The following is a 13,717-nucleotide window of genomic DNA, read 5'->3' as shown; positions in this document are numbered from 1 at the left end:
TCGATGCAGTTGCGCCCAAGAACGCCGCCCCAGCGCAGTAAGGCAGTCACGAGGCGTCACCGCCCTGGCTTGACAACATCATTGGGAATCTCCCTTTCCGTCGGGGCGGCTCCAGCCGGGCGGCCGAACACGACCAGCGCCGCCCGCGCCCCGTCCCACCCGCCACCGGGCCGACCAGCCCCGACGATCACGCCGACCAGCCCTGCCACGCGAGAACGAACACCCGGCCTCGGGAGGGGAACTACCCCCTCCACACCGTCACGACGGGCCCCGCACGACCGCACGCCCCGGCCGCGCCTCCAGCGCCGGACAGCACTCCGGCGGACTCTCCCTCGGCTACGGAACCACCGGCCCACCACCGCGACGCCGACATCGTCGGCCTCATCACCGTCTGGACAGCGGCGCTCCACCGGTTCGGCACCGGCCTCGCAGACGGGGCCGGGCCACGTCGCTCACGCGCTCACTCGACCGCCCCCAGGTCCCGCAACGGCTCCGGACGAGGCCCGCTCGGTGCCGTCCGTCGCCGTAGGCGCGGTGTCCACCAGTTGAGTTCGCCGAGCAGGCGCATGGTGGCGGGGACCAGCAGCATGCGCACCACGGTGGCGTCGACGGCCACGGCCACCACGACACCGATGGCGATCTCCTTCACGGTCAGGACGGGGCTGGTCGCGAAGGCGGCGGCGACCAGCACGATCAGAGCGGCGGCGGCCGAGATCAGCCCGCCGGTACGCCCGAGGCCGGTCACCACGGCGCTCGCGTTGTCCATGCCGCCCCGGTGGAGCTCGCGGATCTGCGCGATCAGGAAGAGCTCGTAGTCGACGGAGAGCGCGAAGACGAACATCAGCATGATGGCGGACTCCAACGCTCCGACGTACCCGGCGGGTTGAAGGCCCAGCAGCCGGGCGCCGTGGCCGTCCTGGACGGTCCAGGTGACGGCCGCGAAGGCGATGCCGAGGGACATCGTCGTGGTGACGACGGCCTTGAGCGGGACCAGCAGCGACCGGAAGGCCAGGAAGAGCAGGCCGAACGTGACCACCAGCAGGTACCCGACCAGCGCCGGGAGCCTGGCCTTCAGGGTGTCCAGGACGTCGACGTTGACGGCGGCCGGTCCGCCGACCAGGACGCGGCCGCCGTCAGGCGGGTCGAGCGCCCGCACCGCGCGCATCAGTTCCTCGGCGACGGGGGCGTCCGGGGCGGCGGGGGCGGTGACGCTCATCAGCGCGCTGTGCGCGGTGGTGGCGCGAAGTCGGACGTCCTGGGCGTTCGGCAGCCCGGCGAGCCGCTGCTGCCAGCGGGCCAGTGCGGTCCTGCCCGGTTCGCCGCCGATGTCGTCCCGCAGATGGGCGACGACCTGGAGTTGGTCGAGCCCGGCCGCCGGGAAGTCCTCGTGCAGCAGTTCCTGTGCTCTGCGGCTGGCCGCCCCGGCGGGCAGGGTCCGCAGGTCGCTCGCCGCGAGGTGCAGCCCGACGACCGGGACGCTCAGCACGGCGATCACCGCGACGGCGGCGGTGAGCCAGGCCCAGGGGTGGGTGACGGCGCTCCGGCCCAGCCGGTACCAGAATCCCGTCTCCTCGCCCTCGGCCCAGGCACGGCCGAGACCGGCCCGCCCGAAGCCCGGCAGCCGGACGCACCCGGCCTCGACACGCGGGCCGAGCACGGCCAGCACGGCGGGCAGCATGGTGAGGCTGGCGGCGCCGGCCAGCGCGACGGTGACGGCGGCGCCGATGCCGAGGGAGCGGGTGATGGGGAACGGAAGCAGGGTCAGGCCCAGGACGGCGAGCGAGATGGCCGTCGCGGAGTAGAGCACGGTGTGCCCGGCGGTGGCCATGGTGGCGGCGACGGCCCGGTGCGGGTCGCCCCGGTGGCGCAGCTCGCGCCGGAAGCGGACGACGACGAACAGGGCGTAGTCGACCGACAGCCCGAGGGCGATCATGACGACGACGTTGCGGGTGATGTAGCTGACCGGCACCAGCGGGGAGAGGAGGCGCAGCACCGCGAAGGACATCGCGAGGCTCGTGCCGGCCACGGCCAGCGGCAGCAGGGCCGCGGTGAGGCTGCCGAAGAACAGCAGCAGCAGGAGGAACAGCAGGGGGAAGACGTAGAGTTCGGCGCGGGTGAGGTCGTCGTCGACGGTGCGGTCCAGGTCGACCTGGAGCGGCACCTCCCCGGCGTAGGCGACGGTGAACCCGTCGACGTGCAGCAGCCGGCGCAGCCGCTCGTAGGAGGCGTCCTTGGCCTGGTCGCCGGTGCCGGCCAGGCCGACGACCACGCAGGCCGCGTGCCCGTCGGCGGAGAGGAGTTCCCGCTTGCCGGTGTTCCAGTAGTGCTGGGCGCCTGCCATCACGGTCCTGGGGACGTCGCCGAGCGCGGTGCGCACGGCTTCGCCGAACTCCAGGTCGTGCACGGTGAGGGTCTCGCTGCGGAAGATCACGACCGTGCTGGTGCCGCCCGCGTTGTAGTGGTGTTCGACGGCTTCGAGCGCCCGGCCGGATTCGGCCCCGGGGTTGGTGAAGCCGCCGTGGGACAGCCGCGCGGGCAGCCCCGCCCCGACGGCCGCGGCGACGGCCAGCAGCAGGGCGGTGGTCCACAGCACCGCCCAGCGGTGGCGGGCGACGAGTGCGCCGAGCCGGGCCCCGGCGCCGTCCGGCGGTGCCAGGGCGCCCCGGGCCGCGCTCGCCCGGAGGTCAGCTTCGGCGCAGGGCGAGGACGACATTGTGGCCTCCGAAGCCGAAGGAGTTGCTGAGCGCCGCGTCGATGCGTTGTCGGCGAGCGGTCCCGGTGACGCAGTCGATGTCGAACTCGGCGAGGTCGGGGGTGAGGTTGGCGATCGGCGGTACCAGCCCGTGCTCGATGGTCAGCACGGTGAGCGCCGCCTCGATCGCGCCGGCCGCGCCGAGGCTGTGGCCGAGCACGCCCTTGGGGGCGGTGACGCTGGGCCGGTGCGGCAGGGCGCGGGAGATCAGGCCGGCTTCGGCGGCGTCGTTGAGCGGGGTGGAGGTGCCGTGGGCGTTGACGTGGTCGACGTCGCCGGCGCCCAGGTCCGCGGTGCGCAGCGCGGTGCGCAGCGCCTGCTCGGCGCCGGCGGCGCCCTGGGGCGGCGCGGTCGGGTGGTGGGCGTCGTTGCTGGCGCCGTGTCCGGCGAGCACGGCGCGCGCCCGGGCGCCGCGCGCCTTCGCGTCCGCGGCGCGCTCCAGGACGAGGACGGCGGCGCCCTCGGCCAGGACGAAGCCGTCCCGGTCGGCGGCGAACGGCCGGGAGGCGCCCGGTACGTCGTGTCCGCGTGCCGACAGGGTGCCCATCCGGTGGAATCCGGTCGCCACCAGCGGGCTGAGGGCGGCTTCGGTGCCACCGGCCAGGACGATGTCACAGGACCCGGCGACCAGCAGGTCGTGGGAGACGGCCAGCGCCGTGGCGCCGGAGGCGCAGGCGGTGGCGCAGGCGAGGGTCGGGCCGCGCGCGCCGAACTCCTGGGCCACCTCGCCGACGGCCATGTTGCCGATGACCATCGGGACCAGTGTCGGCGAGACGTGGGCCGGCCCGCGCTGTTGGAATCGGCGCAGCTGGTCCTCCCAGTGCGGCGCGCCGCCGAAGCCCACCCCGAGGACGACGGCGACCCGGGCACCGTCCCACCCGCCGGTGTCCAGCCGCGCGTTCCGGACGGCCTCCCGGGCCGCGAGCAGCGCGAGCTTTCCGAACCGTCCGATCCGCCATGCCTTCTTGCGCCCGACCGCCGTGTCCAGGTCCGTGGCGGGGATGCGGCAGGAGAACGCCACCGGGGCGGCGTCGAGGTCCGGGTCCGGTGACGCGGTGGGGGTTCCGGCGCAGACCCGCCGCCAGGTCTCCTCGGTGCCGACCCCGGCCGGGGTGACGAGCCCCAGGCCGGTGACGGCGATCTCGGGGCGGTTCACGCGACGGGTTCGGTCGCGTCGCCGAGGCGGGCCTGGACGATCCGGGCGATGTCGGTGAGCGTGCTCTGCCGGTCGGCGTCCTCCTGGCTGATCAGGATGCCGAACTCGTCCTGGAGGACGAAGGCGAACTCGGCCAGCGCGAGCGAGTCGACCTCCATCTCCTCGAACGTGGCGTCGGGGCTGATGGCGTCCGCGGATACGCCGAACCGTTCGACGAGCAGGGTCTGGGCGGTGTCGCAGACGGCGTCCACGGAGAGCGTCGTGTCCATGGTGGTTCCTTTCCGGAGGGCGAGGGGGCGGGCTCAGCTGCCGGTGGTGCGGTGGTGGCGGGTCAGTTCGGCGATGCCCTGGTCGAAGGTGGTGGGCGGTTCGAAGCCGAGGTCGCGCCGGGCCGCCGTGAGGTCGAACCAGTGCGGCCGGGTGAGCTGGTGGAGCAGGAACCGGCTCAGGCCGTGGCCGGTGTGGCGGCGGACCGTCGCCGTCGTGGCGTCGGCCAGGACGGCGGCGGCCAGCGCCACGGGGTAGGGCACCGGGTGCCAGCTCGTGTGGCGTCCGGCCGCGGCGAGCAGCCCGGTCACCACCTCGCGCAGCGGCCGTGGTTCGCCCTGGGCGACGAAGTAGGTCCGCCCGGCCGCCGGGTGGCCCGGTCGCAGCCGGTCCAGCGCGAGCAGGTGGGCGTGGGCGGCGGTGGCGAGGTGGCAGGTGTCGACGAGGTTGCCGCCGCGGCCCGGCATCAGCAGCCGTCCGGTTTCGGTCGCCCGCAGGAGGGCGGGCAGGAAGTGGGGGTCACCGGGCCCCCAGATCAGGTGGGGCCGCAGCACGGTGGTGGCCAGGTCCGGGCCGTTGGCGGCGAGGACGGCCGCCTCGGCCTCGGCCTTGGTGCGGGGGTAGGCGGCCAGATGGCGCCGGGGCCGGGGCAGCGACTCGTCCCCTGCTGTGATGCCGTCAGGGGTGAAGACCGCGCTCGCGGTGGAGGTATAGACCAGCTGAGGGACGCCGAGGGCGCGACAGGCGCTCAGGACGTTGCGGGTGCCCTCGACGTTGACCGCGCGGTACGGCCGCTCGGGCCCCCGGACTCCGGCCAGGGCCGCGTTGTGGATCACCGCCTCGCACCCGGCGAGGGCCCGCCGGACCGCACCCGGATCGGCGATGTCGCCCAGGTGCTGACGGACCCCGAGCCGCTCCAGTTCAGGGCTCCAGCGGCGGTGCAGCGAGACCGCGATGTCGCCGCGCCCGGCGAGGCGCCGGCACAGCTCCAGACCGAGGAAGCCACTGCCCCCGGTGACCAGGACCCTCATCGCCCGCCTCACAGCACGCCGCCCGGGCCTCGTCGGCGCAGCTGTCGGCGGGCCCAGCGGGCCAGGCGGTCGCGGTCGACGCGCGAGTTGTGCCTCGGGTCGGTGGGCAGCCGGCGGTGGACCAGCACGGTGGCGATCCGGTGCCCGCCCGGCACCGCCGACAGGGCCTGCCGAAGACTCTGGCGGACAGCCGTCCCGGAGTTGGCCGCCGATGGCGCCAACTCGACGCAGAGCACCGGCCGTTGACGGCCGACGGGCCCGAGGCCGATCAGCGCGGTGCGGCCGATGCCGGGCACCGCGTCGGTGATCCGCTCGACCACGGCGGTGTCGAGCACGAACCCGGTGCCGTGCACCCGGTGCGCGGAGCGCCCGAGGAACCACAGCCGGCCGCTCTCGTCCAGCCAGCCGAGATCGCCGGTGCGGTGCAGCAGGTCCTCACCGGTGCCGACCTTGGCGGCGGTGTTCGCTTCCGGGCGGGCGTGGTAGGCCCGGCTGACCTGCGGGCCGCCGACCGTGATCTCTCCGTACCTCCCTCGCGCCATCGGCCGGTCGGAGGCCGACCGGCCGGCCGGCGCCAGGACGTGGGCCGCCATGCCGGGCACCGGGCGGCCCAGGCAGACCCCGCGGTGGGCGTGCAGCGGATCGGCGTGCGCTGCGGCCAGCTCGGCACTGTCGATCACGCTGACCGGCAGGCACTCGGTGGCGCCGTACGCGCTGAGCAGCGTCGCCTCCTCCGGCAGCGCCCGGCGCAGCGCGCGCACCAGCCGGTCGGGCGGCGGGGCGCCGAAGGAGCAGATCCGCCGTACCGGGGCGAGCGGCTGGCGGCCGCCCTCGCACCCCTCGGTCAGTGCCCGCAGCACCGCGGGGGAGGCGCACACCACCGAGGTGCGGTGGTCGGCGACGGCGCGGACCAGGTCCGCGCCACGGGTGCGCGCGGGCCTGAGGTGGTCGACGGCCGGGACGACGGTGGTGGCGCCGGTGGCGGGCCCGAACAGGGCGAAGGGCAGGAACCCGGCGAGCAGCACCACACCGGGGCCCAGTTCCAGCAGCCCGGCGACGGAGCGGACCTGAGCGGCCAGCTGCCGGTGCTCGTACTCGACGCCCTTGGGCGGACCGGTCGAGCCGGAGGTGAAGGCGATCAGCGCGAGCGAGGTCGCGGGTGGCGGGCTCGGCCACGGCGGACCCGGCCGGGCCGGGTCCGGCCGCGGGCCGCGCCGCGTACGTCCCGTGACCAGCGTGGTGGTGACGTGCCGACGGGCCCAGCCGAACAGCAGCCGGGCCAGGTGGGCGAGCGGGTCGCCGATGAACACCTCGGGCCGGGTCTCCTCCAGGCAGGCCCGCAGGGCCGGCCGGGGCAGTGCCGGGTCGATCAGCACCGGTACCGCACCGAGGGCGAGCAGCCCGTACACGGTGGTCACCAGGTCGTACGGGTCACGGGCCATCACCACGGCCTTCTGCCCGGCTCCGACCCCCGCCTCGCGCAGTTCCCGGGTGCGCGCGCGGCAGGCGGCCTCCAGCGTCGCGAAGTCGACGGTGTGCCAACGCCCGCGCGGAGCGGGCCAGACGAGCGCGGTACGGTCCGGTTGCAGGTCGGCCCAGCCGGCCAGGCGGGCGGCGAGCGTCTCCGGCCGGGCCCCGTCCGCCCGGACGGCCCCGGAGTCCGCGGTCACCACCGCAGTGCCATGACGCCGACACTGGTGCCGCTGGCCAGGCCGACGATCCCCACCAGATCGCCCTCGCGCAGCCGGCCCTGCTCCTGCGCGAGGACCAACTGCAGCGGGATGGTGGCGGTGGCGACGTTGCCGTGGTGGGCGAAGGTGGGGATCACAGCCTCTTCGGGGATACCGGTGGTCGAGCAGAGGATGCGGGTCATGGCCGCCGAGGGCTGGTGGACACAGAACAGCGCGCAGTCGGCCACGGCACCGATCAGCTCGCCCGCGGCCTTGACGGTCTGTTCCCGCAGCCCCGCGAAGGAGGCCGTCAACGCGGCGTCGTCGACCTCCAACTCGTGCATCCGGCCCGTGGCGTACGGGCTGCGCAGTACCGCGCTCGGCCACGCGGCGGGGTTGGCGAAGAACCGGCTGCCGAGGATGCCGGGCCGTTCGCTCGCCTCCACCAGCACGGCCGCCCCCATGTCGCCCAGCGTGAGGCTGGCCATCGCCGACGCGAGCCGGCCGCGGTCCGGGACGCGCCAGCGGGTGAGCCGGCTGGGCGCCTCCCCGGTGACCACCAGCACCCGCCGGTAGGAGCCGAGCCTGATCAGCGCATCGGCGCTCTCCAGCGCGCTGAGCACGCCGTTGCAGGCGTTCATCAGGTCGAAGACCGGTGCGGTGACACCGAGTTTGGCGGCCACCACGTTCGCGGTCGCCGGCTCGTCGAGGTCCTTGGTGATCCCGGTGTAGACGAGCAGGTCGATCGCCTCGGGCGGGAGGCCGGCGTCCTCCAGGACGGCCGCACCCGCCCGGGCCGCCAGGTCCGAGGGCAGGTCCCCCGGCGCCGCCACGCACCGCTCGCGCAGCCCGAACATGTGCTCCAGCAGCCCCGTCGGCAGCGCGGCCCCGGGGCTCTGCCGGCACAGCTCCTCCTCGATCTCGCGGGAGCTCTGGCGGGCCTCGGGGACATGGACCCGCACGAGACCGATCCTGCTGTGGGGCGAGGGCATGGGTACCTCTCTGTGATAGGTCGTCACCGCGCGGACAGGAAGCGCCGAAGCGGCCCGACCAGGGCCTCGCCGACGTCCTCCAGGACGAAGTGGCCCGCGTCGGCGAAGGCGTGGACCTCGGCGTGCGGGAATCTGCGGCGCCACTCCCCCAGGACGAGCGGCGTGAACACCGGGTCGCGCAGGCCCCAGCCGATGAACACCGGCAGCCCGGCGAGGTCGGCGCTGTCCCCACCGGGATCGACCAGGGGCCACGCGGGGTCCTCGCCGCTGCGCGGGATCTGCCGCAGGAAGTCCCGTACCGCCCGCCGCCGCCCCGCGCCGCGGTACGGCCACAGGTAGGCGGAACGGACCTCGGCGGGCAGCGGCCGGACCACCCCGGCCCGCAGCGCCGCCCGCGGGAAGGCGTTCAGCAGGTGCGCCGCCTCACCGAGCGGCCCGATGTCGCGCAGCAGGGCCAGCGAGCGCGGCAGCCGGTAGCCCTCGGGCCAGCGGAAGCCCACGCTGTTCAGCACGACCAGCCGGGTCACCAGCCCGGGATGCCGCCTCGCCCAGGCCAGACCGATCGGCCCTCCCCAGTCGTGCACCGCCAGGGTCCAACCCTCCGACGGTGCCCCGCACCGCTCGATCAGGTGGGCCGCCAGCACGTCGAGGTGCTCCAGCCGTTCCACGAAGGGAATAGGGGCGGCGCCGACGCTCCGCCGGGAGAGGCCCATGCCCAGCTGGTCCGGCACGACGCAACGGAAGTCCTCGGCCAGCGCGGTGACAAGGCGCCGCCACAGATATCCCCACGTCGGGTTCCCGTGCAGCATGAGCACGACGTCGCCGGACCCCTGGTCGATGTAGTGCAATCCGGATTCCTCCTCGCGCCGCCAGTGCTCCGTACCCGGAAAGCCGGGCAGACGAGGTCGACTGGGCAGCATGGGGGTCTCCCCTGGTCCGTCGGCGGCCCGGCGGGCCGGCGCTGAAAGGTCTGCCGCAGAACGTAGCCCGACGCCGGCGGAAGACCCGGCAGGCGCACGCCGCTATCCCTCGACTGCCGGACACTAAAGATCGTCAGCGATCTTTAGTGGCAAAAGTCAACCCATTCAGGACTCTTCCCACACGCTGCGACAGTCGGATCAATATCGCACCGTAAAGGCGAATCCGGTCCCGCCTGGATCGCGCAGTTCCATGCCAGTGGTGATCCTGGCACCAGCAGTTCGTATACACAATCAAAAGGAGGACATTATGGGCTTTCAGCCCACCGCCGCGGACACCCCGTCCGGTCCACACGCCGGAAACTCCTCGACCCGGCGCTGGCGCCTCGCCACCGTCCCGCTCGCCCTGGCCGCCACGGTCGCCGGTGCCGGCCTGCTCATCCAGGAGACCGCCCCCACTCCGGCCGCCGCCAGCGGCTCCACCGGCCACCGCGACACGCTCCTGACCAAGCTCAGCTGCTCCGGGCAGGCGGTCGTCACCACCAGCGCGCCGATCACGGACGCCCCCACGAGCGTGTCCATCACCGCGGTCGGCACCTACGACGACTGTTTCGCCGAGAACGGCGGGCCCGCGAACGTCCTGTCGGCGACGTTCACCTTCGCCGGCTCCGGCACGATCTCGTGTTCCTCCCCCAGCTCGTTCAGCGGCACCGAGACCATCACCTGGTACAGCGGACTGAACCAGACCGGCAGCGTCGTCGGAACCTCCACCGTGACCACCAACGGCGCACAGCCCGTCGAAGGCGACCCCGCGCACGAGGAGATCCTCGACTCGACCGACAGCACGGTGTCCCTCGGCAGCACCGTCCTGCCGGGGGCCGGCGTCGTCGCCACCTTCGAGCCCACCAGCGACATCAGCAACTGCTCCAACGGCCTGAGCAGCATGACCGTGAAACACGACGCCGCGTTCTCCGCCCTCCTCTGACCCCTCCCCTCTCCCAGCCGCCCGACTTCACAGAACAGGAACACCATGCCTTCGCACTCCTGGGACTCCGACCCCGTCCCGACGCGGGAAACGACACCCTCCAAGCCCCGCCGGTGGCACCTGGCCGTCGTCCCGCTCGCCCTGGCCGCCGTGGCCGCCACCTCGGCCGTGCTGCTCCAGCAGTCCGCCCCCGCTTCGGCCGCCGACACGCCGGTCGTGACCGACGGCGCCGACGGGGCTGCCAAACCCCGGGCCACCCCCCTGCTCAAGCTCATGTGCGGCGCGAACGGTACGATCCAGAGTACCCAGCCGGTCACGAACACCCCCACCTCGGTCGACATCTCCATGACCAACGGCGTCGTCGAGAGGTGTCTGACGCAGAACGGCGGACCCGAGCTGTCCGCCGGAACGGTCTCGCTCACCGGGGCGGCCACCCTCTCGTGCAGCCAGGTCGGCCAGCTCACCGGCACCATCGTCGTCAACTGGTCCGACGGAAGCGGCAATTCGGCCGGCGTCTCCACCATCAACGCCGACGGCATGCAGCGCGTCCAGGCCGACCCCTCGAAGAACGAGATCACCAACAACCTCAACGGCGTGGTCTCCCTCGACAGCACCGTCCTGCCCGGTGCCACCGTCACCGGCACCCTCTACCCGGGGGCCGACATCACGAAATGCAGCACCGGGACCCTCAGCAGCCTCCCGAACAGTGACATCGTCCTGCGTTTCAACAGCCTCGTCTGAGACTCCCTCGGCACCGGGCCGGGGCGCGGCACCTGCCGTGCCCCGGCCCGGTGCCGTAGCGCCGGTGCCGGCAGCATTCCGGGATCTTCCGTCACTGGGCGCTCGCCGCCGGTCGTACGACGATCTCGTTCACGTCGACGTACGGCGGCTGGGAGATCGCGTAGGCGACGGCGTCCGCGATCGCGGAGGCCGGCAGGGCCACGGCGCGGTAGGTCCGCATGGCCGCCCGGGCGGCCGGGTCCGCGATGCCGTCGGCGAGTTCGGACTCCGTGACACCCGGCGAGACCAGCGTGACCCGGACGTCACCGGCGGACTCCTGACGCAGGCCCTCGGAGATCGCACGGACCGCGAACTTGGTGGCGCAGTACACGGCGGCGGTGGGAGAGACCTCGTGCGCACCGACGGAGGCGATGTTCACGATGTGCCCGCCGCCCTGGGCGCGCAGCACGGGCAAGGCGGCGGAGATGCCGTGCAGGACGCCCCGCAGGTTCACGTCGATCATGCGGTCCCACTCCTCCGTCCTGAGCGCCTCCAGCGGCGACAGCGGCATCACCCCGGCGTTGTTGACCATCACGTCCACGCGGCCGTACCGCTCTTCGGCCGCGGCCACGAAGTCCCGCACGTCGGCGGCCCCGGTCACGTCCAGGCGCCGGGTCGCCGCCGTGCCGCCCGCGGCGGTGATCTCCGTGACGAGTCGCTCCAGGCGATCGGTGCGCCGCGCTCCCAGGAACAGGCGGTGGCCGTCGGCGGCGAGCCGGCGGGCGGTCGCCTCGCCGATCCCACTGCTGGCACCGGTGATCGCTACAACCTTGACTGTCCGGTCGTGCATGACTGCCCCTCATCTCTCGGTAGGGCACCGAGTCTGGGCGAGGTGTTCCAGGCGGCCCAGGCCGTGTGCTGCCCGGGTGCGGTACACCCAGGCAGCACACCGGGCCCTCGGCATAGCGTGGGCACATGACCGACAACCAGCTGGGTGAGTTCCTGCGGGCACGCCGTGCGGCCGTGCGGCCGGACGAGGTCGGGATGCCGAGCCATGGCGTGCGCAGGGTCGCCGGGCTGCGCCGCGAGGAGGTCGCCGTACTGGCAGGGGTGAACGCGGACTACTACACCCGGCTGGAACAGGGCCGCGAACGCCACCCGTCCGCGCAGGTGGTGGACGCGCTCAGCCGCGCGCTGCTGCTGGACACCGACGCCCGGGCGCACCTTCACCACCTGTCCGGAACCGCACCGTCCCGGCGGCCCGTCGCCGCCACCGACCGGGTCGCCCCCGCCCTGCGCGTCCTGCTGGACGGCTACCCCGGCACTCCGGCGTTCGTCATCGACCCGGCCCTGGACGTCCTGGCCGCCAACGCCCTGGCCGAGGCCCTGTACTCCCCCTTCGAAACGATGGACAACCTGGCCCGCATGGTCTTCCTCGACCCGGCAGGTCGACCGTTCCACCCCCGATGGGACCGGACGGCGGAGACGGTGGTGGGGCACCTGCGCCAGGCGTCCGGCGTCGACCCGGGCAGTCCGCGCCTACGGGCTCTCGTAGGCGAACTCAGCACGCGCAGCACGGACTTCGCCCGGCTGTGGAACACCCACACCGTGCGCGGCAAGACCCGCGAACACAAGCACGTCCACCACCCGGACGTCGGCGGCATGACCCTCACCCACCACGCGTTCGACGTGCGGGACGCCCCCGGCCAGCAGTTGATCATCTAGCATGCCGAACCCGGCAGCCCCAGCGCCGAGGCACTCAGCCTGCTCGGCTCCGTGCACGCCACAGCGAACCGCGCCCACCGGCCCGCCGGGTGACAGCCTGCTCCGCGACCCCCGGCGGATTTGCCTTAACCTTCATCCATTGCAACGTTCCGTTGCGTTCGACCCCAGCGTCATTGCATCAGTTTGCCGCCGCTGAGCTGGCACAATGCCTTTCGTGCGATTGACGCCACGTCAGGAGAAGCCGTAGCTTTCCAGTTGTCCGAACGTGTGCGGCAACGCGAAACGAGGCACGGCCATGGGGGAATCCCCGCACACCGTCACCACCATGCCGGCGGCGCGCCGCCCCGGCTGTCCCTTCGACCCGCCCGCCGAGCTGATCGACGCCCGCCGGCACGGGCCGATGAGCCGCTACACCTTCCCCGGCGGGAAGCCCGGCTGGCTGGTCACCGGCTACGACCTGGTCCGGGCGGTGCTGGCCGACACCCGGTTCAGCTCGCGCAAGGACCTGATGCTCCACCCGACCATCGACTACGGCGACTTCCAGATCCCGCCGGCGCCGCCCGGGGAGTTCGTCCTCATGGACGAGCCCCAGCACAGCCGCTACCGCAAGCCCCTGACGGGCAAGTTCACCGTCCGACGCATGCGGCTGCTCACCGAGCGCATCGAGCAGGTCACCGCCGCCCGCCTGGACGCCATGGAGGCGGCCGGGCCTCCGACCGACCTGGTGACCGCGTTCGCCAAGCCCATCCCCGCCATCGTGATCTGCGAACTGCTCGGGGTGCCGTACGAGGACCGGGGCTCCTTCCAGGAGCAGGTCGACTCGTTCATGAACGGGGAGACGAGCGACGAGGACCTCATGGCGGCCTACGCCGCGACCCAGGAGTACCTGGCGGAACTCGTGGCCGCCAAGCGCGCCCACCCCACCGACGACGTGCTCAGCGACCTCACCGACAGCGACCTGACCGACGAGGAACTGAAGGGGATCAGCCTGATCCTGCTCGCCGCCGGTCTCGACACCACCGCGAACATGCTGGCCCTCGGCACCTTCGCGCTGCTGCGCACCCCGGACCAACTGGCCGCGCTGCGCGCCGATCCCGCGCTCGCCGACCGGGCCGTGGAGGAGCTGCTGCGCTACCTGAGCGTCGCCAAGACCTTCATGCGGACGGCCCTGGAGGACGTCGAACTCGGCGGCCGGACCGTCAAGGCCGGCGACCGGCTGATCCTCTCCTTCAACACCGCCAACCGCGACCCCGAGCGCTTCCCCGATCCCCACGTGCTCGACCTGAGCAGGCAGGACGGCGGACACCTGGCCTTCGGCCACGGCATCCACCAGTGCCTGGGCCAGCAGCTTGCCCGCATCGAGATGCGGGTCGCCTTCCCCGCGCTGCTCGGCCGCTTCCCCACGCTGCGGCTGGCCGTACCGCCCGAGGAGGTCGCCCTGCGCCCGGAGCTCGCGGACATCTACGGGGTGAAGAGCCTCCCCGTCACCTGGGACGCGTGAC

At 73.3% G+C, this 13,717-nt stretch carries 11 protein-coding genes and 1 pseudogene; 4 read left to right on the top strand and 8 right to left on the bottom strand.

Features of this window, described 5'->3' with window-relative positions; genetic code table 11:
* Positions 1 to 460 precede the first annotated feature (460 nt).
* Genes ACFVU7_RS23575 through ACFVU7_RS23545 form a run of 7 tightly spaced genes read right to left on the bottom strand, consistent with a single transcriptional unit; the run spans position 461 to position 8,716 of the window.
* On the bottom strand, positions 461 to 2,713 hold the full coding sequence (locus tag ACFVU7_RS23575; protein WP_388046940.1) for an MMPL family transporter: 2,253 nt from the start codon (positions 2,711 to 2,713) through the stop codon (positions 461 to 463).
* Complete coding sequence (locus ACFVU7_RS23570; RefSeq protein WP_074003371.1) at positions 2,685 to 3,908, bottom strand: beta-ketoacyl synthase; 1,224 nt, start codon at positions 3,906 to 3,908, stop codon at positions 2,685 to 2,687. The genes ACFVU7_RS23575 and ACFVU7_RS23570 overlap by 29 nt, the downstream gene beginning before the upstream one ends.
* Positions 3,905 to 4,177 carry an acyl carrier protein gene (locus tag ACFVU7_RS23565; RefSeq protein ID WP_074003372.1) on the bottom strand — a complete coding sequence of 91 codons (273 nt, stop codon included), beginning with the start codon at positions 4,175 to 4,177 and terminating at the stop codon, positions 3,905 to 3,907. The genes ACFVU7_RS23570 and ACFVU7_RS23565 overlap by 4 nt, the downstream gene beginning before the upstream one ends.
* A 33-nt stretch (positions 4,178 to 4,210) precedes the next feature.
* Positions 4,211 to 5,206 carry an NAD-dependent epimerase/dehydratase family protein gene (locus tag ACFVU7_RS23560; RefSeq protein ID WP_388046938.1) on the bottom strand — a complete coding sequence of 332 codons (996 nt, stop codon included), beginning with the start codon at positions 5,204 to 5,206 and terminating at the stop codon, positions 4,211 to 4,213.
* 8 nt (positions 5,207 to 5,214) lie between these two features.
* Positions 5,215 to 6,876 carry an AMP-binding protein gene (locus ACFVU7_RS23555; protein WP_388046936.1) on the bottom strand — a complete coding sequence of 554 codons (1,662 nt, stop codon included), beginning with the start codon at positions 6,874 to 6,876 and terminating at the stop codon, positions 5,215 to 5,217.
* On the bottom strand, positions 6,873 to 7,868 hold the full coding sequence (locus tag ACFVU7_RS23550; protein ID WP_074003374.1) for a 3-oxoacyl-ACP synthase III family protein: 996 nt from the start codon (positions 7,866 to 7,868) through the stop codon (positions 6,873 to 6,875). Before ACFVU7_RS23550 ends, ACFVU7_RS23555 begins: the two co-directional genes overlap by 4 nt.
* A 23-nt stretch (positions 7,869 to 7,891) precedes the next feature.
* Entirely contained in the window at positions 7,892 to 8,716 is an 825-nt protein-coding gene (locus tag ACFVU7_RS23545) for an alpha/beta fold hydrolase (protein WP_388046933.1), read from the bottom strand.
* A 379-nt stretch (positions 8,717 to 9,095) separates the two neighbouring features.
* Here ACFVU7_RS23545 and ACFVU7_RS23540 point away from each other — a divergent pair, with 379 nt between their 5' ends.
* Entirely contained in the window at positions 9,096 to 9,770 is a 675-nt protein-coding gene (locus tag ACFVU7_RS23540) for a hypothetical protein (RefSeq protein WP_074003376.1), read from the top strand.
* Between the two features lie 45 nt (positions 9,771 to 9,815).
* Positions 9,816 to 10,511, top strand: a complete 696-nt coding sequence (locus ACFVU7_RS23535) for a hypothetical protein (RefSeq protein WP_388046932.1) — start codon at positions 9,816 to 9,818, stop codon at positions 10,509 to 10,511.
* Between the two features lie 91 nt (positions 10,512 to 10,602).
* Here ACFVU7_RS23535 and ACFVU7_RS23530 read toward each other — a convergent pair whose 3' ends face one another.
* On the bottom strand, positions 10,603 to 11,340 hold the full coding sequence (locus tag ACFVU7_RS23530) for an SDR family oxidoreductase (protein ID WP_380741114.1): 738 nt from the start codon (positions 11,338 to 11,340) through the stop codon (positions 10,603 to 10,605).
* 125 nt (positions 11,341 to 11,465) lie between these two features.
* On the opposite strand from ACFVU7_RS23530, the pseudogene ACFVU7_RS23525 reads away from it, so the two are divergent.
* Together ACFVU7_RS23525 and ACFVU7_RS23520 are read left to right on the top strand one after the other, a co-directional pair.
* A pseudogene (locus tag ACFVU7_RS23525) lies at positions 11,466 to 12,308 on the top strand (helix-turn-helix transcriptional regulator).
* Between the two features lie 202 nt (positions 12,309 to 12,510).
* On the top strand, positions 12,511 to 13,716 hold the full coding sequence (locus tag ACFVU7_RS23520) for a cytochrome P450 (RefSeq protein WP_388046930.1): 1,206 nt from the start codon (positions 12,511 to 12,513) through the stop codon (positions 13,714 to 13,716).
* Position 13,717: the final 1 nt, after the last annotated feature.

Source organism: Kitasatospora sp. NPDC058046, assembly GCF_042885595.1.
Taxonomy (GTDB): domain Bacteria; phylum Actinomycetota; class Actinomycetes; order Streptomycetales; family Streptomycetaceae; genus Kitasatospora.
The sequence above is the reverse complement of the archived record's forward strand: the minus strand, read 5'-3'. Positions and strand labels throughout refer to the sequence as shown.

What these genes read in the sequence shown, in the direction of transcription:
- ACFVU7_RS23575 (WP_388046940.1), bottom strand. Translation starts at nt 2,713, where the DNA reads ATGTCGTCCTCGCCCTGCGCCGAAGCTGACCTCCGGGCGAGCGCGGCC.
- ACFVU7_RS23565 (WP_074003372.1), bottom strand. Translation starts at nt 4,177, where the DNA reads ATGGACACGACGCTCTCCGTGGACGCCGTCTGCGACACCGCCCAGACC.
- ACFVU7_RS23560 (WP_388046938.1), bottom strand. Translation starts at nt 5,206, where the DNA reads ATGAGGGTCCTGGTCACCGGGGGCAGTGGCTTCCTCGGTCTGGAGCTG.
- ACFVU7_RS23550 (WP_074003374.1), bottom strand. Translation starts at nt 7,868, where the DNA reads ATGCCCTCGCCCCACAGCAGGATCGGTCTCGTGCGGGTCCATGTCCCC.
- ACFVU7_RS23540 (WP_074003376.1), top strand. Translation starts at nt 9,096, where the DNA reads ATGGGCTTTCAGCCCACCGCCGCGGACACCCCGTCCGGTCCACACGCC.
- ACFVU7_RS23535 (WP_388046932.1), top strand. Translation starts at nt 9,816, where the DNA reads ATGCCTTCGCACTCCTGGGACTCCGACCCCGTCCCGACGCGGGAAACG.
- ACFVU7_RS23530 (WP_380741114.1), bottom strand. Translation starts at nt 11,340, where the DNA reads ATGCACGACCGGACAGTCAAGGTTGTAGCGATCACCGGTGCCAGCAGT.
- ACFVU7_RS23520 (WP_388046930.1), top strand. Translation starts at nt 12,511, where the DNA reads ATGGGGGAATCCCCGCACACCGTCACCACCATGCCGGCGGCGCGCCGC.